The organism is Sorangium sp. So ce1504, from assembly GCF_051521635.1.
In the GTDB taxonomy this organism is placed as follows: domain Bacteria; phylum Myxococcota_A; class Polyangia; order Polyangiales; family Polyangiaceae; genus Sorangium; species Sorangium cellulosum_B.
Genome location: NZ_CP150365.1, coordinates 3,117,501 through 3,141,454 on the forward strand (window position 1 = coordinate 3,117,501; position 23,954 = coordinate 3,141,454).

At 71.5% G+C, this 23,954-nt stretch carries 17 protein-coding genes and 1 rRNA gene (1 of these 18 only partly in view); 7 read left to right on the forward strand and 11 right to left on the reverse strand.

Annotated elements, in window-relative coordinates; genetic code table 11:
- From WMF39_RS12120 to WMF39_RS12130, 3 genes are all read left to right on the forward strand, one after another.
- Positions 1–71: ribosomal RNA gene (locus WMF39_RS12120) — 23S ribosomal RNA — on the forward strand; it begins 2,936 nt to the left of the window's first position.
- 528 nt (positions 72–599) lie between these two features.
- Positions 600–2,402: a hypothetical protein gene (locus tag WMF39_RS12125; protein WP_437745688.1), complete on the forward strand. Its 1,803-nt coding sequence runs from the start codon at positions 600–602 to the stop codon at positions 2,400–2,402.
- Positions 2,403–2,567: 165 nt separating this feature from the next.
- Complete coding sequence (locus WMF39_RS12130) at positions 2,568–2,942, forward strand: zf-TFIIB domain-containing protein (protein ID WP_437745689.1); 375 nt, start codon at positions 2,568–2,570, stop codon at positions 2,940–2,942.
- Positions 2,943–3,040: 98 nt separating this feature from the next.
- Here WMF39_RS12130 and WMF39_RS12135 read toward each other — a convergent pair whose 3' ends face one another.
- The 6 genes from WMF39_RS12135 to WMF39_RS12160 all read right to left on the reverse strand — a co-directional run bounded on the left by WMF39_RS12135 (position 3,041) and on the right by WMF39_RS12160 (position 10,142).
- On the reverse strand, positions 3,041–3,874 hold the full coding sequence (locus WMF39_RS12135) for a class II glutamine amidotransferase (RefSeq protein ID WP_437745690.1): 834 nt from the start codon (positions 3,872–3,874) through the stop codon (positions 3,041–3,043).
- On the reverse strand, positions 3,867–5,285 hold the full coding sequence (locus WMF39_RS12140) for a hypothetical protein (protein ID WP_437745691.1): 1,419 nt from the start codon (positions 5,283–5,285) through the stop codon (positions 3,867–3,869). Before WMF39_RS12140 ends, WMF39_RS12135 begins: the two co-directional genes overlap by 8 nt.
- A 7-nt stretch (positions 5,286–5,292) precedes the next feature.
- On the reverse strand, positions 5,293–6,798 hold the full coding sequence (locus WMF39_RS12145) for a hypothetical protein (RefSeq protein WP_437745692.1): 1,506 nt from the start codon (positions 6,796–6,798) through the stop codon (positions 5,293–5,295).
- Positions 6,799–7,098: 300 nt separating this feature from the next.
- Complete coding sequence (locus tag WMF39_RS12150; protein WP_437745693.1) at positions 7,099–7,557, reverse strand: hypothetical protein; 459 nt, start codon at positions 7,555–7,557, stop codon at positions 7,099–7,101.
- Positions 7,558–7,675: 118 nt separating this feature from the next.
- Positions 7,676–8,995, reverse strand: coding sequence for an ATP-dependent 6-phosphofructokinase (locus tag WMF39_RS12155; protein WP_437745694.1), 1,320 nt, complete (start codon positions 8,993–8,995; stop codon positions 7,676–7,678).
- A 310-nt stretch (positions 8,996–9,305) separates the two neighbouring features.
- A complete protein-coding gene (locus tag WMF39_RS12160) occupies positions 9,306–10,142 on the reverse strand; it encodes a hypothetical protein (RefSeq protein ID WP_437745695.1) in 837 nt (278 codons plus the stop codon).
- Between the two features lie 536 nt (positions 10,143–10,678).
- Between WMF39_RS12160 and WMF39_RS12165 the strand changes: the two genes are divergently transcribed.
- Together WMF39_RS12165 and WMF39_RS12170 are read left to right on the forward strand one after the other, a co-directional pair.
- Complete coding sequence (locus tag WMF39_RS12165; protein WP_437745696.1) at positions 10,679–11,827, forward strand: polysaccharide pyruvyl transferase family protein; 1,149 nt, start codon at positions 10,679–10,681, stop codon at positions 11,825–11,827.
- 16 nt (positions 11,828–11,843) lie between these two features.
- The gene (locus WMF39_RS12170) at positions 11,844–13,412 is read left to right on the forward strand and encodes an FAD-dependent oxidoreductase (protein ID WP_437745697.1); all 1,569 of its coding nucleotides are present in this window, start codon (positions 11,844–11,846) and stop codon (positions 13,410–13,412) included.
- Between the two features lie 39 nt (positions 13,413–13,451).
- Here the strand turns inward: WMF39_RS12170 and WMF39_RS12175 are convergent, their stop codons facing one another.
- Positions 13,452–14,600 (reverse strand): sensor histidine kinase, encoded by a 1,149-nt coding sequence (locus WMF39_RS12175; RefSeq protein WP_437745698.1) that lies wholly within the window; start codon positions 14,598–14,600, stop codon positions 13,452–13,454.
- Between the two features lie 287 nt (positions 14,601–14,887).
- Here WMF39_RS12175 and WMF39_RS12180 point away from each other — a divergent pair, with 287 nt between their 5' ends.
- A complete protein-coding gene (locus tag WMF39_RS12180) occupies positions 14,888–18,874 on the forward strand; it encodes a serine/threonine-protein kinase (RefSeq protein ID WP_437745699.1) in 3,987 nt (1,328 codons plus the stop codon).
- Positions 18,875–18,902: 28 nt separating this feature from the next.
- Here WMF39_RS12180 and WMF39_RS12185 read toward each other — a convergent pair whose 3' ends face one another.
- The gene (locus WMF39_RS12185) at positions 18,903–19,247 is read right to left on the reverse strand and encodes a 4a-hydroxytetrahydrobiopterin dehydratase (protein WP_437745700.1); all 345 of its coding nucleotides are present in this window, start codon (positions 19,245–19,247) and stop codon (positions 18,903–18,905) included.
- Between the two features lie 37 nt (positions 19,248–19,284).
- Complete coding sequence (gene moaA, locus WMF39_RS12190; RefSeq protein WP_437745701.1) at positions 19,285–20,352, reverse strand: GTP 3',8-cyclase MoaA; 1,068 nt, start codon at positions 20,350–20,352, stop codon at positions 19,285–19,287.
- Between the two features lie 349 nt (positions 20,353–20,701).
- On the opposite strand from moaA, the gene WMF39_RS12195 reads away from it, so the two are divergent.
- Positions 20,702–20,953: a MoaD/ThiS family protein gene (locus WMF39_RS12195; RefSeq protein WP_437745702.1), complete on the forward strand. Its 252-nt coding sequence runs from the start codon at positions 20,702–20,704 to the stop codon at positions 20,951–20,953.
- Positions 20,954–21,166: 213 nt separating this feature from the next.
- Here the strand turns inward: WMF39_RS12195 and WMF39_RS12200 are convergent, their stop codons facing one another.
- On the reverse strand, positions 21,167–22,384 hold the full coding sequence (locus tag WMF39_RS12200; RefSeq protein WP_437745703.1) for a cytochrome P450: 1,218 nt from the start codon (positions 22,382–22,384) through the stop codon (positions 21,167–21,169).
- Positions 22,385–22,643: 259 nt separating this feature from the next.
- Positions 22,644–23,852: a pyridoxal phosphate-dependent aminotransferase gene (locus WMF39_RS12205; protein WP_437745704.1), complete on the reverse strand. Its 1,209-nt coding sequence runs from the start codon at positions 23,850–23,852 to the stop codon at positions 22,644–22,646.
- Between the last annotated feature and the right edge of the window lie 102 nt (positions 23,853–23,954).

Below are 23,954 nucleotides of genomic sequence, written 5' to 3' on the forward strand. Positions count from 1 at the left end.
GATAGGCCGGGTGTGGAAGCCGAGCAATCGGCGGAGCTAACCGGTACTAATAGGTCGTGCGGCTTGACCTTGCTCCATGGAACGTGACGAGCCTCGCGCCCGGTGCTCGGGTGTGAGCGGCGCGTCGCAGCGTGCGAGAGACGCTTCAGAAGAGAGCCTGCATGGCGGACGTCATGCGGGCTTTTCTGCTTTTGTCTTCGCCTCGCGGAGCTGGGCCTCGCTGGGCTCACCGGCCGGGCCGCCCGGGGGCCTCGTTCTTCGCGCGGCGTGGGGGGCCTCGGTGAGCTGACCGGCCCCGCGCGAAGGACTGGGGCCCGGGTCCGAGGCGCTCCACGGCGCCGAACGCGGCCGCGCGCCGCCTCGTGCTGCGCGGGGCAAGTTTTCCACGCCGGTTCCGGATGTACGGCGCGCTGCAGGTGCGACTATGGTCGCCGCATGCGACCTCTGAGGCAGTGGCCAACGGAGACGGCGCAACGCGTCGATCCGCAAAGGGAATCCGAGCGCCGCGAGCCTCCCAACGGCGCTCGCCTCGGTGACGCGAACCCGTCGGCGGAAGCAGGGCTTCCGGCCGGAACCATGTAGTCGAGGCGCGAAGCACGATGACGACGCACGTAGAAACCTCGCTGCCGGAGGAGCAGCGAGCCGAACCGTCCGCTGATGCATCGGCAGGGCAGGGCGCGGCGGCGGAAGAGGCCCTGGAGCGCTCTCCGTCGCTGCCACGGGAGGCGGTGCGCAGGCTCGCCTCGGTCTGCTTCTGGATCACGATGGCGCTCTGCCTCGCGCTGCTGGCGTGCAAGACGGTGGTGCGCTTCGACCTGACGACGCTCTGGGACGACGCGTACATGTTCCAGCGGTACGCGCACAACATCCTCGCCGACCACAGCGTCTCGTGGAACCCCAAGGGGCCGCCGTCCTACGGGCTCACCTCGCTCGCCTTCATCGTCGCCGCCGTGCCGTTCCACCTCATCGCCGGCGGCAACACGAGCCTCGCCGCGATGCTTCAGAGCCTCGTCTGGGGTCCCGTGCTGCTCGTCCTGCTCGCCCTGCTCGTCCTGCGGGCGGCCGGCGACGGCAAGGTCGCGCGCCTGTCCTGCTTCACCCTCGTCGCGTTCTGCGCCGCCCGGTCCACGCTGACCGACCACTTCGTGAGCGGCATGGACACGTCGTTCGGCCTCTGCTTCCTCACCGCGTACCTGCTCCTCACGCTGCGGCTGCTCGGCGCGGCCCGGGTCGCCGGCGGCGTGGCGCTCGGCGCGTTCGGCGGGCTCGCCTTCTCGGTGCGGCCAGAGCTCACGGCCTACGCCGTCCTCGTCCCGCTCGCGCTCGTCGCGCTCGAGCGCGACCGCGACCGCCGGCGCTTCGGGCTCGCCGCCCTCGCCGCGACGGCGGGCGTCCTCGCCCTCCACCTCGCGGCCGCCAAGCTGTACTTCGGCTCGCCCCTACCGCTGCCGTTCTATGCCAAATCGACGAACCTCTACGGATCAGGGATCCTCCGCGCCTACCGCGGCCGGCCGACCATCGATCTCGTCGACTGGCTCGAGCTCTTCTGGCCGCTCTTCACCGTCATCGCGCTCGACGTGCTCGTGGGCCTCGGTGCGCGGCAGGCGAGCCCCGGCGCGCCGGCAGGCGAGGGGCGGAGGAGCGGCCCCCGGGCCTTCTGGGCGGAGTCCTCGGCGTTCGACAAAGGGGTCCTCGCCGCGACGCTCCTGTGCCTCGCCTACTCGTGGGTGTTCGTCGTGCCGATCATGGGGTTCGCGCAGAGGTTCTATTACGCGCCGCTGCCAGGCCTCATCTACCTCGCTTGCCGGAGCGCCGCCCGGCTCGCGCGGACGCTCTCCGACTCGGTCGGCCAGCCCGCGCCGGCCGCCCTGCCCCTGGCCGGCGTGGCCGCGCTGGCGATCCTCTGGCTCCAGCTGTCGACTCCCCTCGCCGCGGCAGGCAGGGACCTCGCCGGCGCCGTCGCGGCGAATCGGCTCGGGCATTTCAACATCGTCAAGCACGGCAACACCTCGGGACCGCAGAAATACTGGTTCGCGATCGATCGCGTCTCGAAGCTCCCCGACGACCTCGTCATCGCCACGACCGAGGTCGGGATGCTCGGCGCGATGAACCTCAAGAAGACGATCATCGACATGGCCGGCCTCAACGACCGGCGCTTCGCGCTCGAGCCGTTCTCCGCGGACAGGTTCTTCGAGGCCTATAAGCCCGATCTCATCTACATGCCACACCCTCATTACGTGCAGATGACCGAGGATCTGACGGCCCACCGCGAGATGTCCCGTTATGTCGTCTACTCGAAGTCGAAGCTCGGGACATCCCAGTTCGGCATCGCCGTCCGGCGCGACAGCCGCTACTTCGATCAATTGCAGCAGATCGTGAAGGAGAAGATGGGCTCGAAATAACGTCGCGCGCCGCGCGGTGCGCGCGGTGGGGGACAGCCCGCCCGCTGGCTGGCGACCGTGCATGCCGCCGACCGTCTCCAGCGAGGCGATCGACGCTCTTCCCGCGATCCGGGGCGTCTGATACCATCGCTCCCGACGGCGGCGCCTGCCGCACTGGAGCATGACGTGAACTGTCCGAAATGCACGGCCTCGATGGATATCGTCACCTTCGGCGGGATCGATGTCGACCGGTGTACGGCGTGCGGCGGGATCTGGTTCGACAGCCGCGAGAAGGAGTCCCTCAAGGCCATGGCGGGCTCCCAGCAGATCGACACCGGCGACCCCTCGGTAGGGCGGAAGAACAACCAGATCCGGCGGGTGCCGTGCCCCCGCTGCTCGACGCCGATGGTGCGCATGGTCGACCCGGAGCAGTCGCACATCTGGTACGAGAACTGCAGCGTCTGCGGCGGCGTCTACTTCGATGCGGGCGAGTTCCGCGATTACAAGGAGCACACGCTGAGCGACTTCTTCCGGGACCTGGTCGCGCGCCCGCGCAGCTGACGGCGTGCCGGCGCCCGGAGCCGCGGACACGGGCTCTCCTCGGCCGTGCAGCTCAGCCTCAAGGAGCCCGCCCGGCTGCCCCCCGGGGGCGCGCTCGATCAGGGGGCCTCGCGGCCGGACTCCTCGGCGCCTGAGCCCTCGCGGGCCTCGGGGAACGTCGCCAGGAGCTCGCCGGCGCGGAAGACCCACAGCGTGCCGGGCGTCGCCTTGCGCCAGAGCTCGTCGCGCGTGAGCGGCTCTGTGGCGACGACCGCCATCCGCGCGTCGGGGCCGACGCCGTGGAGGTCGTTGAAATTCACCTTGAGATCCGCGTCCACGAGCGTGGCCTCGCCGAACGGGGCCTGGCGCAGGATGCAGGACAGGTTATCGCCGCAGCGGGCGAAGAGGTGCTCGCCGTCCGCGAACAGGAAGTTGAAGACGCCGTCGGCGCCGAGCTCGTTCCCCAGCTCGTACAGCGTGCGCCCCAGCTCCCGCGCGTCGCCCGGGTACCTCTCGCCGTACGCGCTCCGGATCGCCTCGAGGAGGACGCAGAAGGCGTGCTCGCTGTCGGTGTCGCCGACCGGCGTCTCGACGTGGAGCTTCCGATCCCTGACCGTGGGCAAGGTGCCGTTGTGCGCGAACACGATGTGCCGGCGGTGGAGGACCCGCATGAACGGGTGCGTGTTCTTCAGGGCCGCTCCCCCGCGCGTCATCTTGCGCACGTGCGCGATGGCGAGGGCCGTGTGGATCGGGTTCTCGCGGATGAACCGCGCGAGCGGGCTCGAGAAGGCCGGGTGAGGCTCGAGGAACGTGCGCGCGAACAGCCCATCGTACAGCGAGACGCCCCAGCCGTCCGCGTGCGGCCCGGTCTGCCCGCCGCGGAGCGCGAGCCCCGTGAACGAGAACACGATGTCCGTGGGCACGTTCGACACCATGCCAAGCAGCTCACACATGACGGGCACCCTCCCGCGGCGCGCGCGCGCCGCCGACGATCACGAGGCCCGTGACCCCGCCTCCCGCGGAGACGTTGCTGACCTCCGAGGCGGAGAGCCGGACCATGGCGCCCTCCATGCGCGTGGTGAAGGTGGAGAGCGGGCCCTCCACGCCGCGGGCGAAGACGAAGGGGCAAAGGTCGAAATAGACCTGCTCTTCCTCCACGGCGCCGCCGCGGAACGTCGGCATGCGCGCGGTGCGCGGGCGGCGCCGCTCCTGCGCGATGCAGGGCTGGTCCGCGGCGGCCCGGACTGCCTCTCTCCAGGCCGCCGGCGTCGCCGTCCACCCGAGCAGCACGCCTTTGCCGCCGTACTCGTCGTTCGGCTTCAGCACGAAGCTCTCCTGCTCTCCGAGGAGGAGCTCGACGAGATCCACCTCGCGGCCCCGCCAGGCGGCGCGGCCGGCGGTCACCCGGCGCGTCCAGGGGACGTGCTCCGCGATGGCCGCGCGCTGCTCGGGCGTGAACAGGCCCGAGAACATGGGGTTGCTCAGCACGGCGAACGCCGCCTTCTTGTTGAGGGGCCTGATCCGGAACGAGTTCGCCACGTGCGCCGCGCGATCGCAGTAGGCGCGGATCAGGGGGTGATTGAGGCCGCGCCGCCCGACGAGCTCCTGCGTGATCACGCGCCGGTAGACGAGATCGATGCGCTCCCCGCCCGCTCCGAGGCGGCGGCCGTCGTACGTGAGCTCGTCCGGATCGACGATCCTGGTCCGGTGCCCCTCGGCCGAGAACAGGTCGGCGAGCACCCTGAGCTCGGCCGAGGTGTCGACAGTGGCCCAGTCGACGATGGCTATCGCGGGCCGCGCCTCGCGCCCGCCCCACGCGGCGTAGCCCTCGCGCAGGGCGCCGAGGAGCGCCCGGTGCGGCGCCGGCGTGCGCAGGCCACGCCCGTCCCGGAGCGGCGCGAGGTGGGGGAGCGCCATCAGCGTCCGCTCGACGAGGATCTGGTCGGTGAGGCCGGCGGGGGAGTCGGCGTTGTACTCGATGAAGGAGAAGCCGCCGTCGGTGATCAGCATGTCGAGGCGCCCGACCGTGTGGAGCGGCCCCGGACCCGGCACGATGGCCGCGAGGGCGCGCTCGTCCGCGGAGAGCCCGACCTCCTCGGCCAGGAAGTCGTCCCGGATCGCGCGCTGCGCGACCCTCTCCAGCGCGGAGGCGATCTGCTCGGCCGCGCGGGCGATCGCGGCGAGGTCCTGCTCGGCGATGAGGTACGGCCGCAGATAGCGGCACAGCGGGCGCGCGCCGTGGACCAGCCCGAGCCGCCGCTGGGCCTCGAGGAACGCCTCGAACCGCGCCGCATCCATCGCCCCCGGCGCGGCGAGCCGGGCGTCGAGCTGCTCCGCGAGGGATCTCGTGGCGTCATGGCTCATGGCGACCTCATGTCGCGCCCGCGCGCGGGGTCCCCCAGGCGTGCACGGGCGCGCCGGAGTCGACCTCGGCCATGTAGCGCTCCAGCATCTTTCTCAGCGCCTCCTCGCGCGACGCGGAGCCCATCTCCAGCGCCGAGAGCGCGCGGAGCTGCCATGTGGCGCCGGTGATGCCTCTGGCGACCCGCGCCTCGAAGATCCGGAGATAATGGCGGGCCTCGTCCCCGTCGACGCCCGCGGTCACGAGGCCCTCCTCGACCCGCGGCAAGAGCGAGAGGAGGAGATCGCGCGCCCGGACGCACCTCGGCGCGGCCCCCGGTACGGCGGGCCAGACGAGCTCGGCGTCGAGGCCGTAGTGCGCTGCATGGTAGAAGTTCCTCACGGCGAGCTCGAACGGGAACGACGGCAGGAGCTCTCCGATGGAGGGCGCGAGGGCGAGGATGCCTCCGAGCAGGAAGCTCCCGTTCGCGAGCATGTCATCGAGCGTGGGCCCGGACGGCAAGGCGCGCAGCTCGATCCGCAAGTGGCCGTCGCCGGCCGGATCGTACACCGGTCGATTCCAGTTCCAGACGGTGCCGTGGTGCAGGCGGAGCTCGTGGAGCTGCGGTATCCCGCCGGCCCGCGCGCAGCCGACGACGTCCTCGTCGCCGCACACGGGGAGGATGGGCTCGTGCAGCGCGACGCTCTCCATGAAGAGCTCCGCCGCGCCGTCGCGCACCCAGCCGGTCCCGAAGCCGATGCGGGCCGGCATCTTCCAGTCCGCGCCGGGCGCCGGCGGGCGATCGTCGCCTGCCTGCTTGAACACCGCCACCCGCGTCTCGTGCCACAGCCGGTGGCCGAGGAAGGTGGGCGAGTTGCACGCGGCCGCGAGCGCGGGCGCGGTCATCATCATGGCGGCGTTGAACAGCCGCGCGAAGGCGTCGGGCGTGGCCCGGAGGTGGATCTGAAAGGCGGTGTTCGCCGCCTCCATCGCGGGGTCGTCCGACGTGAGCTCCAGCGGCTCGGCGCCGTCGATCTGGATGTGAAAGGGCGCCCTGCGCAGCCTGCAGAGCCCCGCGGCGAGCGCCCGATACCGGGGCAGGTTCGTGATCGTCGCAGGGCTGAAGTCGCGCCGCTGGAAGGTCGGCAGGATGCTGACCGGGACCACGCGCGCGCCCCGCGCCGCCGCGCGCTCGCGGATCGCCTCGACGGTCGCGCGCATCTGCTCGCGCAGCGCCGAGAGCGGCCTGCCGGCGAGCGGCACCGGCTGGGTGCTGAGCTCGATGTCGAACGCGCCCATCTCCGGCGTGATCATCGGGCTCGCCGCGGCGCGCGCGATCTCCGCCCCGATCGGCACGGGGCGCGCCTCGCGATCGACGAGGAACATCTCGAGCTCGGTGCCGATCGTCGCTTCCCCGTGGCCGAACCCCGGCCGGGCGAGCACCATCTCCAGCGCCGCGAGGTTCTGCTGGAGCCGCGTCTTGAAGAGCCGATAATCGACGGTCTTGAAGTGGTCTTGCTGGATCTCGATGCCCAAGGGACCTCCCGCTGCGATCCCGGCGAGGGCCCGTCCTCCAGCACGGCGAGCGCCGTGGGCTCCAGGAGAGCTCGCCGCCGGGATCGCGATGTTCCCGCGCCCTACGCGCCGCGCAATGCAAGCGCAGGGCCACGGACGGCGGTCTCGACATGAAGGAGGCCGGAGACCGCCGCCCGCTGGCGTCGAGCTCGATCGGTGTGGCGCGGATGCAGCCTGTGGCAAAACGCGCCGTGGGCGCTGTGCGAAGGTGTTCCCCGAGTTTCGCGCAGGTATCGGGGAGGTTTCATCCCGGGCGCCGGCTCATCGGTCGACGTGCGGGACGCGCTCGACGACACACGCGCCCGCCTTGCAGCGAGCGACCGAGTCCTCCTTCGGTGCCATGCACTTGGCGACCGGGCAGCTCTCGGCGGCGCAGCTCGCGGCGCGCCACTTCTGGAGCTCCGCGAGCGCGTCGCGGTGGAACGCCTGGTCGCACGGCGGGCACAGCTGGTCGCAGCACTGCCCGGCCCGCGCGCAGGACACCACGCAGTCGGCGTCGGCCTCGCACCGAGGTTCCGACGCCGCAGCGCGCGGCTCGCCGCCCGCCGGCGGGGGCTGCGCCGCGGGCGAGGTCTCGGCCGCCGGCGGGGCCTGCGACGCGGGCGGAGCGTCGACCCCCGGCGGGGCCTGCGGCGCGGGTTCCTTGGTACAGCCGGCGAGGCAGGCGAGGCCGGCGAGCACGAGCGAGCGAGAGGGCAGCGAGAGCTTCATGCCGGCCATGATGGCACGGGGCGAGCCCGCGGCGCGCGGGGCGAAGGCCGATCCAATTGTTCTTTTTGCGACTTTGTGGCTTTGCGACTTGCGTTGAATTCTCGCTCCGGACCCCTGGCGGGTGGCGCTAGTAGAACGAGAGCGGCTGCCCCGTGGCCTCCACGACGGCCATCCACAGGTCGTCCGTCGGGTCCACCTGCTTGCGCATGCGGACGGCCAGGGGCATCGGCACGTGCACGAAGCGGCCGTGCCACCGGCCGATCAGCATCTCGGTGTTGCCCGCCATGGCCGCGTGGACCGCGTTCCGGGCCATGTTCCAGCAATACACGCTGTCCGACGGGGACGCGGGGACGCTGCGGATATGATAGCTCGGGTCCAGGTACTTCAGCGTCGCCTCGACGCCGCGCGCCCGGAAGTGCGCGTTGATGCGGTCGCGCAGGAAGAGGCCGATGTCCTTCAGCTTGAGGTTGCCGCTGAGATCCGTCGCCATGGGCTCCGCGCTGGAGGTGCAGTGTTCTTGCAGGGCGCCCTCGGCGACGACGATCACGGCGTTGCCGTGGCGGGCGAGCCGGCGCTCGAGGTGCGCGAGCAGCCCGCACGGGCCGTCGAGCTCCGCGTGGACCTCGGGGATGAGGACGACGTCCACGTCCGCCGACGCGAGCGCCGCCGCGCACGCGATGAAGCCCGAGTGGCGGCCCATCAGCTTGACGAGCCCGATGCCGTTCTTCGCCCCGGAGGCCTCCACGTGCGCGCTGCGGATGACGTCGACGGCGGCGGCGAAGGCGCTCTCGAAGCCGAAGCTGCGGTCGATGAACTTGATGTCGTTGTCGATGGTCTTGGGCACGCCGACGACCCCGATCGACAGGCGGCGCTCCTCGATGGCCCGGACGAGCGACATCGCGCCGCGGATGGTGCCGTCGCCGCCGACGACGAAGAGGACGCTGATGCCGAGGGCCTCGAGCGTGTCCACCATCTGGTGCGGGTCCTGGTTGCCGCGGGAGGTGCCGAGCACGGTGCCGCCCATGCGGTGGATCTCCTCGACGCTCCGGGGATCCAGGCGCATCGGGGCGTGCCCGAAGCGGGCGACGAGCCCCTCGTAGCCGTAGCGGAAGCCGAAGATCTCCGGCACCCCATAGCTCTGCGCCATCGTGAGCACGAGGCCGCGGATGACGTTGTTGACGCCGGGGCAGAGCCCGCCGCACGTCACGATGCCGGCGCGCACCTCCTTCGGATCCCAGAAGACGCGGTTGCGCGGCCCGGCCAGCTCGAACGCCGGAGGCCGCGCGCCGGAGGCGTCCGCGAGGACGGCGGACAGGCGATCGTTGAACAGCACCTTGTCGGCCTCGCCGACGTACACCGTGGCCTTCTCGCCGAGCTTCTCGGCGACGGGCGAGGGGTGCCGGCAGGGGCCGAGGTCCTTGATGGCGAGGTCGGCAGGGGTCACCACGCGCAATGCCTCCAGGTGGGGAGAACAGCGCCCCTCCGGCGAGCACCGCCGCGGGGACCCTGCCATGATCGGACGGCGCCTGTTTCGGCCGCTTTTCAGGAGCGATAAGCTATCGTAACGCCGCGCGGTTCCATTCACACGCGAGGCGCAGCGCGCTACGCGCAGCTCCCGTTCCTCGTGAACCAGGCCGCCACCCTGTCCGGTGAAGGACGTCACCGGGGCTGAGCCGATCGGCTTCGAGCGGTTCGCGCAGGACCACGCGGCGGCGCTCCGCTGAGGCGGCGCGCGTCGATCGTCCGGTGCTCTGGATCTAGAATTCAGCCATCAGACCTACCGACGGGTAGACGATGAAGCTGTCGAGATCGAGCTCGACCGCCCGCTGACCGAGCACCGTGAGCTCACCGCTCGAGAAGATCTCCGCCATCGTCAGCTCGAAGCCGAAGAATACGTGTTTATAGCCGAGCGCGACGCCGGCCTGGCCGCCCACGTAGAAGCCGGTGCCGGAGAACGACGCGAGCTCCCGCTCGCCCGGATAGCCGGTGAAGGCGGGCAGGTCCAGGACGAGCGCGGTGTCGAACGTCGTGAACATCAGGCGCGGGCCGCCCCAGACCCGGTACCATGTGCCCGCCGTCCCGATCTGGATCGGCAGGTCGATCTGCCATCGCGTGAAGTCCTCCAGCTCGACGAGGCCAAGGACGCTCCCGACGGGGAACTCCATCACGTACCGCCCGACGCCGGCGCCGGCCGTCAGATCGATGCCGTGCTTGTCGCGCTTCAGGAGCTGGTAGCGGGTGCCCAGGCGGAACGCGCTGCCGGTATATCGGAGGTTGAGCTCCCAGCGATCGAGCGCGGTGTAGCCGATGCCGAGGTGCGGCGTGACCGAGGGCGGGTTCAACGCGAGCGCGCCGCCCGCCTCGAAGAGCGCCTGCCGCTCGGCCTCGGACAGCTCTCGTGACTCCGCGGCGTCCGCCAGCACGACGCCGGCGTCCACGAGCGACGCGAGGGTGCCGGTCGGGATCGAGACGTCGAGCCCGAGCTCGGCCTGGACATGGCCTTTCTCGGCCACGTGGGCCGGCTGGAGCGTGGAGAGCGCCGGGGCGCAGCCACAGGTCCACAGGGCGAGCAAGGCGAGGGTGCGCGGAAGCATCGGCAGGTCACGCTATCATGACCGTTCTCTCGAGGCGCGCGTCGACGAGGGCGCGCCGGTCCCCGACACCGGCCTCTATCTGTACGATGACGGCGAGAGCCGCGCGGTGGTGCGGACGGGGACGGTCATCCCAGGTCGGGGCATTCTGACCGGTCGTCGCGCGGCAGGCCGGCTATCACAGGCGTCCAGGCGGGTGGGTCGCTGGCAGGAAAGGATTGCTGACAGGCCTCGTCCACGACATCACCCGCGGGCACGGCCGGCGCGACCCGCGCCGCGGCTCGCCCCGCGCGCTGCTCCCTGGCCGGGCGCGCCTCGCCGCCTGGCTCTCTCGAGCCACTCCGGGTCGTCCGCGCCTGCACGTGTCCCATGGTGCGTCCTCCGCCGGCGGACATTGCGCCTCGCCGCCGCCGTGGCAAGGTCCTGCGCTGCGCTGACGATCTCGGACGACCGAGCAGGTCGCAGCTGGCGGAGGGCCGCGCTCGACGCGACGTGACGGCGCGGCGATCGAGCGGAGGCGCTCGCGGGAGGAGCCCACGATGGACAAGGCGAACCAGCCGTTCCGAATCGGGATTTCAGGGTCCTACGGCGGAATGAACCTCGGCGATGAGGCCATCCTCGATGGCATCGTCACGCAGCTCCGGGAGACGACTCCAGCGGAGATCACCGTGTTCTCGCTGTGCCCGGAGGACACGAAGGCGCGCCACAAGGTGGAGCGCGTCGTCCCCGTTCGTGACCTCACCCGAATGGAATCGACCGCCGAGATCGAGCGCCTCGATCTCTTCGTCCTCGGCGGGGGAGGCATCCTGTACGATCGGGACGCGCCGGTCTATCTGAGAGAGGCGCTCATCGCGGAGGAGCGCGGCGTCCCCGTCGTGATCTACGCCGTGAGCGCCGGTCCGCTGTCGGACCCGAGCGCGAAGCAGGCTGTACGGGCGGCGCTGAACGCCGCGGACATCGTCACCGTACGAGACAAGCAGGGACGTCGCCTCCTCGAGGAGGTGGGGGTGAATCGCGAGATTCGTCTCACGGCCGATCCGGCCCTGCTGCTGCGCGAAGAGGCGCTGCCCATCGAGGCCATCCGGGCCGAGGGGGTCGAGTTCGAGCGGCACCTTGTCGGCTTCTCCGTCAGGGAGCCGGGCCCGGCGGCGCCCGACATCGACCCTGACGAGTACTATGGCCTGCTCGCCAACGCCGCCGACTTCGTCGTCGAGCGCCTCGACGCGGACGTCGTGTTCGTGTCCATGGAACGGACGGACGTGCAGCACAGCCACGCGGTCGTCGCCCACATGAAGAACGCCGAGCGGGCAGAGGTCTTGAGGCGCCGGTACACGCCGCAGCAGATCCTCGGCCTCGTCGGGCACCTCGAGTTCGTGGTGGGCATGCGCCTCCACTTCCTGATCTTCTCGGCGCTCCGCGAGACCCCGTTCGTCGCGCTGCCCTACGCGTCCAAGATCGCGGGGTTCATCGAGGACCTCGAGATGGAGACCCCGCCCCTCGGGAGCATCAGCTCCGGGCAGCTCATCGCCAGGCTCGATCGCTCGTGGGACACGCGTCACGAGATCCGCGCGAAGATCCGCCGGCTGCTCCCTGGCCTGAAGGCCAGGGCGAGGGAGAATAACCAGCTCGTCACCGAGCTCCTCGCGCGGCGAGCTCCGGCGGCGCAGCCCGTGCGGAAGAGCGCGTGAGCGCGGGGAGCTGGCGATGGACGTGATCCGGACCGACGTCGCCGTCATCGGCGGAGAGCTCGGCGGCTGCGCGGCTGCGCTCGCGGCGGCCAGGACGGGCCGCCGCGTCGTCCTGACGGAGGAGACTCACTGGCTCGGGGGCCAGCTGACGAACCAGGCGGTCCCTCCGGACGAGCACCCGTGGATCGAGGACATCGGGGCGACCCGGAGCTACCGCGCGCTGCGCCAGGGGATCCGCGAGTATTACCGCAGGCATCTACCGCTCACCGCGTCGGCCAGGGCGCTCCCCGAGCTCAACCCCGGCAACGGCTGGGTCAGCCGCCTGTGCCACGATCCGCGGGTCGCGGTGGCGGTCCTGCACGAGATGATCGCGCCGTATCGGCTCAACGGGCGCCTCGTCGCGATCCATGCTCACCGGCCCATCTCGGCGTGGACGCACGGCGACCGGGTGACCGGCGTCGTGGTCCGAGGGCTGGAATCGGGGCGCGATGTCCTCCTCGTGGCCGACCTCTTCATCGATGCCACGCCTCATGGCGAGCTCCTCTCGCTCGCGGGCGTGGAGCACGTGCTCGGGGCAGAGTCTCGCGCGGAGACCTGCGAGCCGCACGCCCCCGAGCGCGCGGATCCGGGGGCCCAGCAGGCGATCACCGTCTGCTTTGCGATCGAGCACCACCCTGGAGAGGACCATGTCATCGACAGGCCCTGTCAGTACGAGCGCTGGCGCTCGCTCGAGCCGCCCGGCTGGCCGGGTCGGCTGCTGGACTGGACGGCGGTTCGACCCGAGACACACGAGCCCCTGACTCGAGGTCTGTTCGTCGCGGAGGACCGGCATCCCTGGTGGAGCTTCCGGCGGATCCTCGACAGGACGGTCTTCGAAGCGGGGTTCGCGCCGAGCGACATCACCATCGTGAACTGGCCTCAGAACGACTATTGGTTCGGGCCCGTCTGCGGCGTCGACGAGGCGGAGGCCGCGCGGCACCTGGACGCAGCGCGGAACCTCAGCCTGAGCCTTCTGTACTGGATGCAGACCGAGGCGCCTCGCCCGGACGGCGGGGTCGGCTATCCAGGCTTGCGCCTCCGCGGGGACGTGGTCGGCGGCACGGTCGACGGCCTCGCGCCAGCGCCCTACATCCGCGAGTCCCGCCGGATCCGGGCCGAGCTCACGGTGCTCGAGCAGCACATCGCGTATCCGCTCCGGCCCGACGGCCCCGCGACGTTCGAGGAGAGCGTCGGGGTCGGGTGTTATCGCATCGATCTGCACCCGCGCATCGGGGGCGCCGGGTACCTCGATCTCGGCTGCTGGCCGTTCCAGATACCGCTGGGTGCGCTTATTCCAATGCGGGTGGAGAACCTGTTGCCGGGCGGGAAGAACCTTGGCGTCACGCACATCACGAACGGCGCCTACCGGGTCCACCCTGTGGAGTGGAGCGTCGGCGAGGCGGCGGGGCTGCTCGCGACGTTCTGCCTGGAGCGCCGCGTGCTGCCGCGACAGGTGCGCGCCCGCAGCTCGCTCCGCGAAGAGCTCCAGGCGCTCCTGGTCCGCGAGGGCATCGAGCTGGCCTGGCCGGCGCTGAGGCCGGTCTGAGCCAGCGCCGCGCCGCGGCGTGTCGGCGAAACGACCGCGTCACGACGAACGGGGGAGCTTGACGCGGAACGTGGTGCCCTCCTCCAGCGTGCTCGTGACCTGGATGGAGCCTCCGTGCGCGTCGACGATCGATTTGACGATGAAGAGCCCGAGCCCGAGTCCTTTCGAGCGTTGTGGGTCCCGCTGGCTCTGCTCGCCCCGGCGAAACGGATCGAAGAGGACCGGCAGCAGCTCGGGCGGGATCGGGGTCCCGCGGTTCATCACCTCGATCACGACGACATTCTCGTACCCGCGCAGCTCCACCTGCACCGGCTCCTTCGGCGGGCTGTAGTCGACGGCGTTGCCGATCAGGTTCGACATGAGCTGCCCCATCCGGCCCGGATCCCACATGCCTCGCCCGTCGCCGTGGGCCGTGAAGCGGATGGTGTGCTCCGGGTGGGCGAGCTCGAGCTCCTCGACCACGCGCTGGCAAATCGCGCGGAGGTCGACGGGCTCCGGTTCGACCGGAAGACCCCGGTGGGAGCGGATGCGCGTCAGGTCGAGCAGCTCCTCGACCATCCGCACCGCCCTCTCGTTGCTCGCGGCGATGCGCTGGGCGAGCCTCGCCACGGCGGTCGTGACGTCCTCGCGCTTGAGCAGGGCGGCGGTGGCGAACCGGATGGCCGAGAGCGGGTTGCGCAGGTCATGCCCGAGGACCGCGATGAACAGCTCGTGGAGCGCGACGTCACGGCGGAGATCGGCCGAGCTCGCGCGCTCGTACTCGACGGCCGCGGTGATCATCACCTCGTCGATCGCCGAGTGCACGAGCTGGGCCTCCTCGCCGCCGAGCACCACCCCCTCCCGCGCGCACAGGTCCACGATCACGGCGCGAAGGAGGCCGAGCTCGCGCAGCTCCTCCGCGAGGGAGTAGCCCTCGGCGATGCGATGCGAGGCGTGCACCTTGGCGGCCTCCGAGCTGCCGATCTCCGGGCCGCTGGCTCCGTCCGGCGCGCCCGGCTGCGCGAGCTGCGCGAGTGAGTCGAGGAGGTCGTCGAGGAGCTTCGGCGTGTAATCTCTCAAGTCCTCATCGGTGAGCTCACGGGTCGGTGGGATCTTCGGTTCACTCCGCAGGCGCGCTATCCACCGGCGTATGATCTCCTCGCTTCGCTCACGGAGCAGGACCGTGATGCGCGACAACGTGTGGCTCACGTGCGCTCTCCCCCCCATCGCCGTTGATGCGCCTCGTCATTCGACGCGGCGCAGTTGGCCATTGTCATGGATCCCGCAAGGCCCCCCAGGAGAAACACGAGCCGGACGGAGCCAGGTAGCCGAGGTGGGAGTCGTCGGCGAAAGACGGCCTCGGCGGCGCTGGGGCTGCCCGCGCCGGCGTGCTCGAAGGCAGGAAGATTCCAGGCAAGGACGCAGAGGACGCTGCGTCGGTCCCGGCCGCGCGCTCCGCCCTGGCACGCGCGGCGTGCGTGCCCGATACTCCGCGCATGCGCCCCGGGGACCTGTTCGCAGGTCGCTTCGAGCTCGATCGTGTCGCGGGATCCGGGGGAATGGGCGCGGTCTATCGGGCCGTCGACCGCGAGACCGGGGAGCCGGTCGCCCTCAAGGTGGGGCTGCACGCGGAGACCGCGCAGACCGAGCAGACCGAGCAGGCCGAGCGGTTCCGCCGGGAGGCGCGGGTCCTCGCGGGGCTCCACCACCCCGCCATCGCGCGGCACGTCGCCCACGGCGTCACCGCCGAGGGCCGGCAGTACCTGGCGATGGAGTGGCTCGACGGCGAGGATCTCGCGGCGCGGCTCCGGCGGGGGCCGCTGGGCCTCGACGAGAGCCTCGCGCTCGCCGCGCGCGCCGCCGAGGCGCTCGGCGCCGTGCACCTGCGCGGGGTGGTCCACCGGGACGTCAAGCCGGCGAACCTCTTCCTGCCGGGCGGCGACGTCGCGGCGGTGAAGATCCTCGACTTCGGGATCGCGCGGGCCCCCGACGTCACGTTTACGCTGACCAACCCCGACGCCCCGGTGGGGACGCCCGCCTACATGGCGCCGGAGCAGGTCCGCGGCGAGCCCGACATCGACGCGCGCGCCGACCTGTACGCGCTCGGGTGCGTGCTGTTCGAGTGCCTCACCGGGCGGCCGCCGTTCGCAGGGGTGCACGTCGTCGCGCTGCTCACCAAGGTGCTCTTCGAGCAGGCGCCCCGCCTCCGCGAGCTGTGGCCCGGCGCGCCCCCGGCGCTCGACGCGCTCCTCTCGCGCCTCCTGGGCAAGGATCGGCGGCTGCGGCCCGGGGACGCGCGCGCGGTCGGGGCGGAGCTGCGCTCACCGGAGATCCGCGAGGCGAGCGCGGCGCCCCTCTCGCCGTCGGTCGGCCTCACGACGGCCGAGCGGCGGCTGGTCAGCGTGGTGCTGGCGGCGCGCCGGGCCGAGCCGGCGCGGCCGCCGCAGCCCGTGTCCAGCGAGGCGAGCACGGCGCCGGCGCGCGGCCTGACCCATCAGCGCCGCTGGCCGCTCGCCCTCCTCCAGGCGATCCGGAGGACCGCCGACCTGCACGGCGCGCGCGTGGAGCTGCTCCGGGACGGATCGATCGCGGCCCTGCTCACGGGGGCCGAGGCGCCGACGGATCTCGCGGCGAGCGCGGCCCGGTGCGCCCTCTCGCTCAAGGCGCTGCTCCAGGCCTCCGACGTGGCGCTCGCGACGGGCTGGGAGGTCGTGGACGGGACCCAGCCGCTCGGGCCCGTGATCGACCGCGCCGTCGCGAACCTCACGGCCGCGGAGCGGGGCGCAGAGGACGCGCTCCGGCCGATCGCGATCGACGCGATGACCGCGTCCCTCCTCGGCCCGCGCTTCGAGGTGGCGCACGGCGAGCGCGGGGCGGCGCTGCTCGGCGAGCAGGAGCCGCTGGAGGAGGCGCGCGCGCTGCTCGGCAAGCCGACGCCGTTCGTGGGGCGGAGCAGCGAGCTGCGCTGGCTCGAGCTCCTCTTCGACCAGTGCGCCTCGGAGCCGTGCGCCCAGGCGGCGCTCGTGATCGGGGCGGCCGGCGTGGGCAAGTCGCGGCTCCGCATCGAGCTCGCGCGCAGGATGCGCGGCCGCGAGGCGCCGCCCCAGATCTGGACGGCGCAGGGCGACGCGGTGCGGGCCGGGGCGCCGCTCGGGCTGCTCGCCCAGGTGGTGCGGCGCGCGGCGCAGATCGCGGAGGGCGAGGCCCAGGAGCGCGGCCGGGAGAAGCTCGCTGCGCGCGTCGCGCGATCCGTGGACGCCGCGGAGCAGGCGCGCGTGACGGAGTTCCTGGGCGAGGTGATCGGCGCGCCGTTCCCGGACGCGGATCGGCGCGAGCTGCGCGCCGCGCGGCAGAACCCGATGCTCATGGCCGACCAGGTGCGGCGCGCCTGGCTTACCTTCCTGGAGGCGGAGTGCCGCGCCGGGCCGGTGCTCCTGGTGCTCGAGGACCTGCACTGGGGCGACCTGCCGACCGTGCAGCTCGTGGACGCGGCGCTCGGGCAGCTCCGGTCGAGCCCGCTCCTGGTGCTGGGGCTCGGGCGGCCCGACGTGGACGAGGTGTTCCCGGGGCTGTGGGCCGAGCGGGGCGCGACGGCGATGCGGCTCGGGGCGCTGCCGGCCCTCGCCTGCGAGCGGCTGGTGCGCGCGGCGCTCGGGGAGCAGGCGCCCACGGAGCAGGTGGAGGGGCTCGTCCGGCGCGCGGCGGGGCACCCGTTCCTGCTGGAGGAGATGCTGCGCGTGGCGGCCGAGGGCGCCGGGGGCGCCGAGGGCCGCGACGCGGGCGAGGCGCCCGAGACCGCGCTCGCCATGGTGCAGGCGCGCCTCGAGGGGCTCGATCTGGAGGCGCGCCGGGCGCTGCGCGCCGGGAGCTTGCTGGGCGAGGTGTTCTGGTGGGGCGCGGTCGCCCGGTTGCTCGGGGTGGACCGGGACGACGCCGCGCTCGCGGGCTGCCTCCTCGCGCTGGAGCAGCAGGAGTGGATCGCGCGGCGGCCCGCGTCCCGGTTCCCGGGCGAGGTGGAGTACGCGTTCCGGCACGGGCTCGTGCGCGACGCGGCGTACAGGATGCTCACCGAGGCGGATCAGCGGCTCGGGCACAGGCTCACCTCCGAGTGGCTGGAGCACGCCGGGGAGCGGGACGCGCTCGTCCTGGCCGGGCACTGCGAGCGCGGCGGCGAACCCGAGCGGGCCGTGCGGTGGCTCTGCGCCGCGGCGGAGGAGGCGCTCCGCGGCAACGACCTCGCGGCCGCGCTCGCGCGCGCGGAGCGGGGCGTGGCCTCCGGGGCCAGCGGGCGGGATCTCGGCGCGCTGCGCCTGGTCCAGGCCGAGGCGCACCTGTGGCGCGGCGAGCTGTCGGCCACCGTGGCGCGCGCGACGGAGGCGGTCGCGCTGATCGAGCCGGGGTCGGGCGCATGGTACCGCGCGCTCACCGCGGCGCTGATCGGCGCCAGCAAGCAGGGCGCCGTCGATCGCGCCGGGGCGTGGGCCGCGCGGCTCGCGGCGACGGCGCCCGCCGAGGGGGCGCTGAGCGCGGTGGTGCTCTGCCTCTCCTGGTGCGCGGCGGAGCTCATGCTCGCCAACCAGCACGCGACCGCCGACGCGCTGCTCGAGCAGAGCCTGCGCCTCGCGGGGGATCCTCCGGCCGTCGACGACGAGGCGGTCGGTGGGCTGCACCAGAGCGTCGCGTTCCGCGCCGCGCTCGCGGGTGATCACGCCGCCGCGGTGGACGCCCTGGAGGTGGCGGTCGGGGCGTTCGGGCGCGCCGGCGATCGCCGGCAGGCCTGCTCTGTCCAGCTGAACATGGGCTTCATCCTCACCGAGCTCGGCGCGCTCGAGCGCGCCGAGCAGCTGCTGCGCGCGGCCGTCGCCCAGGCGATACGGATGGATCTGCGCGAGGTGCTCGCGACCGCGTGGCAGAACCTGGGGCACGCCCTCCTCCAGGCGGGCCAGATCGACGAGGCCCGCGCGCTGCTCGAGCAGGCCATCGACGCGTCGCGCCGGCAGGGCAACCGGCGCATGGAGGGGCTCTCGCGCGCGTACCTCGCCCGGGCGGCGCTGCTCTCGGGCGACGGCGAGGCCGCCGCGCGCGAGGCGGGCGCGGCGGCGGCGCTGCTCGACGTGGCGCCGCTCCTGCGCGCGGTGGCGCTGGCCATCCTCGCGCGCGCCCGGATGGGAGGGGGGCCCGAGGGGGCGGCCGAGGCGCTTGTCCACGCGCAGGAGGCGTTCCGCCTCATCGAGGACGCGGGGATGGCCGAGGAGGGAGAGTCGCTGATCCGCCTGACCTACGCCGAGGCCCTGCGCGCCGCCGGCGAGCGCGAGCGCGCCGCGCAGATCATCGAGGCGGCGCGCGCGCGGCTCCTCGAGCGCGCCGCGAAGATCGGCAGGCCGGCGTTGCGGCAGAGCTTCCTGGAGAGCATCCCCGAGAACGCCCGGGCGCTCGCGCTCGCCGAGGCGTGGGCTCTGGAGCGCCAGGGGGCTGTCGCCTGAGCGCCGCGTTACCCAGGGGCCCCGTGGGTCAGCCCCGCTCGAGCGGGTCACACTTGCCGGCAAAGTAGAAATCGAGCTCGGTCAGCCCGTCGCTCTTGTGGGTCCAGAGCTCGATGCGCACCTCGCGCTTCCACAGCGTGAGCTCGGGGTGGTGGTTCTCCGCCTCGGCCAAGGCGCAGACGCGGTGGACGAAGGCGAGCGCGGCCCTGGGATCGGCGAACCGATACGTCTTGGAGAGGCGGCTCTCCGCGAGCGCCCAGCCGCCGAGCTGCTTCAGGCGCTCGGCCACCTTCTCCGGGGAGAGCAGCGCAACCCCGCCGTGGGTGCGGCAGCTCTTGTCCGGGGCGGCTCTACCGACTTCTTCGAGACGCATGATCGACCCTCCGTGATGGCTCGAGGAGCGGAGCGCTTCACCCGCCGCGGGTGTGCATCTCCAGGTGCGCGTCGCGCTTCAGCTGGATGGCCGGGAGCAGCGCGCCGCGTGATCGGTCGGCGAGGCGGGCCTCGGCGCCGCGGTCGGAGCGAGCGCCCCACACGCGGGCGACGATGGCCTTCATCTCCTCCAGCGAGGCGCCCTGCCGGAGCGGCTCGCGCAGGTTGATGCCGCGCGCGGCGTAGAGGCACAGGTACCACATCCCATCGGCCGTCAGCCGGCTGCGATTGCAAGCGCTGCAGAACGGCTGTGTCGTCGAGGAGATGACGCCGAACGTCGTCCCATCGGGGAGCGCGAACTGGGCGGCCGGCGCTGCGCCCTCGCTCGGGATCGGCTCCACGCGGCCGTAGCGGCGCGAGAGCGACCTGATGATCTCGGCGCGCGAGAAGACCTTGTCGTACGACCACTGGGTCGCGCCCCCGACGTCCATGTACTCGATGAAGCGGACCTCGGCGGGGATGGTCTTGCCGAGCTCGATGAGATCCGCGAGCTCGTCGTCGTTCACGCCGCGGATCACCACCGTGTCGATCTTGGTGTCGGTGAACCCGGCGGCCGGCACGGAGCGCAGGCCCTCGAGGACCTGGGCGTGGGTCGTGCGGCGGGTGAGCGCCTTGAAGCGCTCGGGGTGGAGCGTGTCGAGGCTGACGGTGATCCGGCGCAGGCCGGCCGCCCGGAGTGCGTGGGCGTGCTCGGCGAGGAGCACGCCGTTCGTGGTCATCGCGATGTCGTGGATCCTGGGCTTGTCGGCGATGAACCGCACGAGCGTCCTCAGATCGCGGCGCAGCAGCGGCTCGCCGCCCGTCAGGCGCACCTTGGCGGCGCCCAGCTCCGCGAAGACGTCGACCAGGAAGCTGATCTCCTCGAACCGGAGGATGTCATCGCGGGGGAGCCAGGCGTACTGTTCCTCCGGCATGCAGTAGGAGCAGCGGAGGTTGCACCGGTCCGTGACCGAGATTCGCAGATCGCCGATCGGCCGGCCGTGTACGTCGACCGTCGACGTCTGGCCCTCCGATCGCCGAGCACCGGCGGCACCTGGGAGCGGCATTGTCGCGAGCATGCCACCTTTCTCCTGCGTCCACCTGGCTGATTTTACACAGCAACGGCGGCGCCGAGCACGCAACGCTGAAGGTGTTCCAGGCGCGGACCCGCAAGGGACGGCGGCCGAGCTTCCAGCTCACGAAAGGTGAGACTCGATGGAAAAACCATCTCCTCCTGGCCACGTTCGACTCGACGGTACCCCGATCGACTCAGCACCCCACATCGGCCGGTCGCTCGCGAGGACGTCCGCAGAGATCAGCCTCTTCCGCGCTCGAGCGTGTCCGATGCCTCGGCGGGGAGCGGAGGATCGGTCGGGCATCGCGGCGTCGAGCTGCGTGGGATGGTACGTTTCAGCCATGGAAAACGCCGTCAACTTGCTCGCCTTCGGAGGCGCGCGCGACATCGTCGGGGCCTCGGAGGTACGCTTCGAGCTGAGCGGCCCCTGCACGGTGGAGGAGTTCATGGGCGAGGTGTGCCGGCGCTATCCGGCGCTCACGCCGCACCGGCGCTCGATCCGCCTCGCTGTCAATGGGACCTACGCCCATGCCGACGAGAAGATCCGCTGCGGCGACGACGTCGCGCTGATCCCGCCGGTCGCCGGCGGCTAGGTCGGCTCACGGCGCCGCGGCGCGAGAGCGCAGCGGGAGCCGCGCCCGCTCTACAGCGGCTTCCGCCCACCTCTGCACCATGCCGAGCAGAGCGGCGGTCTCCCGCACAGGAGACGGGCCCAGATCGGCGTTTTCGGCGCGCAAGCGCACTCCGGTGCGCTGAGCACCGAAAACGTCGAGATGGGCCCGTATCCGAAGCGGGTGACCGTCGCTCTAGAAGCGGACGTGCAGCGCCGTCATCCCGCGGAGCTTGGTGTTGGGCCCCCATGTCGGCTCCGGGGTCGCGAGCTCGAGCCGCGGCAGCCGGCGCAGCAGCACCGAGAAGGCGATCTCGAGCTCGGTGATGGCGAAGAGGGAGCCCAGGCACGCGTGCGTGCCCCGGGCGAACACCAGGTGCGGGTTGTGCTTCCGGGTGATGTCCAGCCGGTCGGGCTCCTGAAACACCTCGGGGTCGCGGTTGACGGCGCTCAGCACGATGGAGAGCCGATCCCCCTTCTGGATCAGCTTGCCCCCGAGCTCGAGATCCGTGAGCGCCCAGCGCTCCACCCCTCGCTGTACAGGCGACGCGTAGCGCAGCAGCTCCTCGACGGCGCCCTGCATCAGCTCCGGGTGGCCTCGAAGCAGCGTCAGCTGATCGGGATGCGAGAGCAACGCGTACACGCCAGCCGAGATCATCCGGGCCGTCGTCTCGAAGCCGGCGTAGAGGAGCAAACCGAGGTTCGACAAGAGCTCCGGAAACGCGAGCCGATCGCCGTGGTCCTCTGTGGAGATCAGGGCGCTGATCAGATCGTCGCCCGGGCGCACCTGCCGCTCGGCGATCCATCGGCTCAGGTACTCTCGCGCGGCGCCATCGGCGGCTTCGCCCTGCTGTCGCACCGCCGGCGGTTGAGCCTGATCGAACTGCAGATGGATTCCGGGCATCCACGCGCGAAGTTGCTCTCGCTCCGATGTCGGCAAGCCCATCAGCTCACAGAGCACGTCCGTCGGCAGGGGATACGCGTAGTCGGCCATGATGTCCATGTGCCCGTCCCCCTCGACGAGGTCCACGAGCTCATGCGCGACCTGCTCGATCCTCGACCGGAGGCGCTGGACCACCTCGCGCGTGAGCACCTTGCCGACGAGGGAACGCACACGGTCATGCTCGGGTGGATCCAGCTCTACCATGTTCTGGGTCCACGGGCATGATCCGGAGGTGTGGCGCGGGGGAACGGTCATGACCTTTTCACGTTGTGTGGTCAAGCGCCTGTCGGCCAGGACGACCTTCGCATAGGAATATTTCGTGATCCACCATTCCCCTACCGAGGCGACGAAATGGACCGGCGCTTCCTCCCGGAGGCGTGCATAGAGCGGGTAAGGATCCGCCACGAAGGTAGGATCCAGCGCTTCGAAGCTGTCGACTGACCATTCCTTGTGCGTGACCGCGGATGCCATCGTTTTTCTCCTGATCCACCGGCGACCGAGCTCCGGAGCCGTCGCGCGCCGGTGGAGACGCGCGTTCACCTCGCGAGGAAGTCGTCGAGCGCGCGCCGTATCAACGTCACCTGCTCCGCATGCTTCACGCAGGCTGGAGAGCGGGTTCAGGCGCCGGTACCAGGGGTTCCAGGATCTTCCGCTGTGCGCCGGTCAGGCAGGCAGGGAAGGGTTTCCATTCTCGAGGCTCCATGCCCCGGAACCTTGCGCAACTTCTCGGCTAAGCAAGCTCCGAGAGCTCGACCTGGTGCACCGCCGGCGCCGCTGTCATGGGGGGCGCCTCCCTGCGGCGCGGGCTCATCAGGGCGTCGAGCTGCTCGATGAAAAAGGTGTTCTCTGCCGGCAACCCGACGGTCACGCGGAAGTATTCGTCGTACCGCTCGTCGCCGAACGGCTCGAAGGCCTTCACCTTCACGCCTCGGGCGAGCAGCGCGTCGTGGATCTTCGCCCCGGACCACGCCCCGCGCGCGCGGCACAGGATGAAATTGGTCTGTGACGGACAGGCCTCGAGCGCGCGATGAGCTCCGATGGCCGCCATGAGCCTGGCTCGCTCCCTCGCTGTCTGATGCCGGACGAATCCGAGGTGTCCGCTGTCCTGGAGCGACGCCATCGCGAGCTCTGCGGCCAGCTGCCCGACGCGGTGCGGCGTCATCTTGGCTTCCATCTGCGCCACCACCGTCGCGTCCCCCATGGCGTACCCCACGCGCACCGAGGCGAGCCCGTAGGCGAAGGAGAAGCTGCGCAGCACCATCAGGTTGGGATGGCGCAGCACCAGGTCTGCCATCCGGGTGTTCGGGCTCTCCTCGAGGTAGTGCACGTACGCTTCGTCGATGAAGAAGAGGGAGTCCGGGAACCGGGTGAGCAGCGGACCGAGCTCCTGCCTCGTGATGAGGACGTTGCCGGTGGGGTTGTTGGGGTTGCAGAGGTAAACCAGGCCGTCCTGCCGCGAGAGGCGCGACGCGAGCATCTCCACGTCGAGCGCGAAGCCGTTCTCCGGATGGAGCGGGAGCAGCTCGCATCGCAGCCCCACGCGGACGCCGGACGCAGGCACCTTGGAGTAGGTGAGCCGGGTGGTGATGATGGGATACGCCGTGCGCTTCAGCAAGAAGCGCAGCGTCCGCATCGCCGAACGCTTGATCTCGCGCTCGATCAGGGACGGGATGCAGGTCTTGAGCAGCGGGCCGCTCCCGTTGGCGACCAGCACGTTCTCCGGCCTGACGCCCGCGTCGGCGGCGAGCGCGCGCCGGAGATCTCCGTTGTCCCCGGCGGGGTAGATCCGCAGGGAGATGTTGCCGGCGTGGCGCCGCAGGACGTCGGCGCACCGCTCGGAACAGTAGGTGCCGTGGTTCAGCGCCATGTCGATGGGCGGCGCGCCGGACTGGCGATACGGGGCGTCGAGTGCTTCGCTCGCTGTCGTTCGAGGTTGCATGGAGTGCTCCTCTCGTGGTGTTCAACCGGCATCAACCAGGCTATTCGTCCCCGTGATTCAGGAGGCCACCTTCGCTGGCCAGTTGCAAGAAGGAAGAGCGGG

Coding starts and splice junctions, on each gene's coding strand:
- WMF39_RS12125 (WP_437745688.1), top strand. CDS start 600: ATGACGACGCACGTAGAAACCTCGCTGCCGGAGGAGCAGCGAGCCGAA.
- WMF39_RS12135 (WP_437745690.1), bottom strand. CDS start 3,874: ATGTGTGAGCTGCTTGGCATGGTGTCGAACGTGCCCACGGACATCGTG.
- WMF39_RS12140 (WP_437745691.1), bottom strand. CDS start 5,285: ATGAGCCATGACGCCACGAGATCCCTCGCGGAGCAGCTCGACGCCCGG.
- WMF39_RS12150 (WP_437745693.1), bottom strand. CDS start 7,557: ATGGCCGGCATGAAGCTCTCGCTGCCCTCTCGCTCGCTCGTGCTCGCC.
- WMF39_RS12160 (WP_437745695.1), bottom strand. CDS start 10,142: ATGCTTCCGCGCACCCTCGCCTTGCTCGCCCTGTGGACCTGTGGCTGC.
- WMF39_RS12165 (WP_437745696.1), top strand. CDS start 10,679: ATGGACAAGGCGAACCAGCCGTTCCGAATCGGGATTTCAGGGTCCTAC.
- WMF39_RS12170 (WP_437745697.1), top strand. CDS start 11,844: ATGGACGTGATCCGGACCGACGTCGCCGTCATCGGCGGAGAGCTCGGC.
- WMF39_RS12180 (WP_437745699.1), top strand. CDS start 14,888: ATGCGCCCCGGGGACCTGTTCGCAGGTCGCTTCGAGCTCGATCGTGTC.
- WMF39_RS12185 (WP_437745700.1), bottom strand. CDS start 19,247: ATGCGTCTCGAAGAAGTCGGTAGAGCCGCCCCGGACAAGAGCTGCCGC.
- moaA (WP_437745701.1), bottom strand. CDS start 20,352: ATGCCGCTCCCAGGTGCCGCCGGTGCTCGGCGATCGGAGGGCCAGACG.
- WMF39_RS12195 (WP_437745702.1), top strand. CDS start 20,702: ATGGAAAACGCCGTCAACTTGCTCGCCTTCGGAGGCGCGCGCGACATC.
- WMF39_RS12200 (WP_437745703.1), bottom strand. CDS start 22,384: ATGGCATCCGCGGTCACGCACAAGGAATGGTCAGTCGACAGCTTCGAA.
- WMF39_RS12205 (WP_437745704.1), bottom strand. CDS start 23,852: ATGCAACCTCGAACGACAGCGAGCGAAGCACTCGACGCCCCGTATCGC.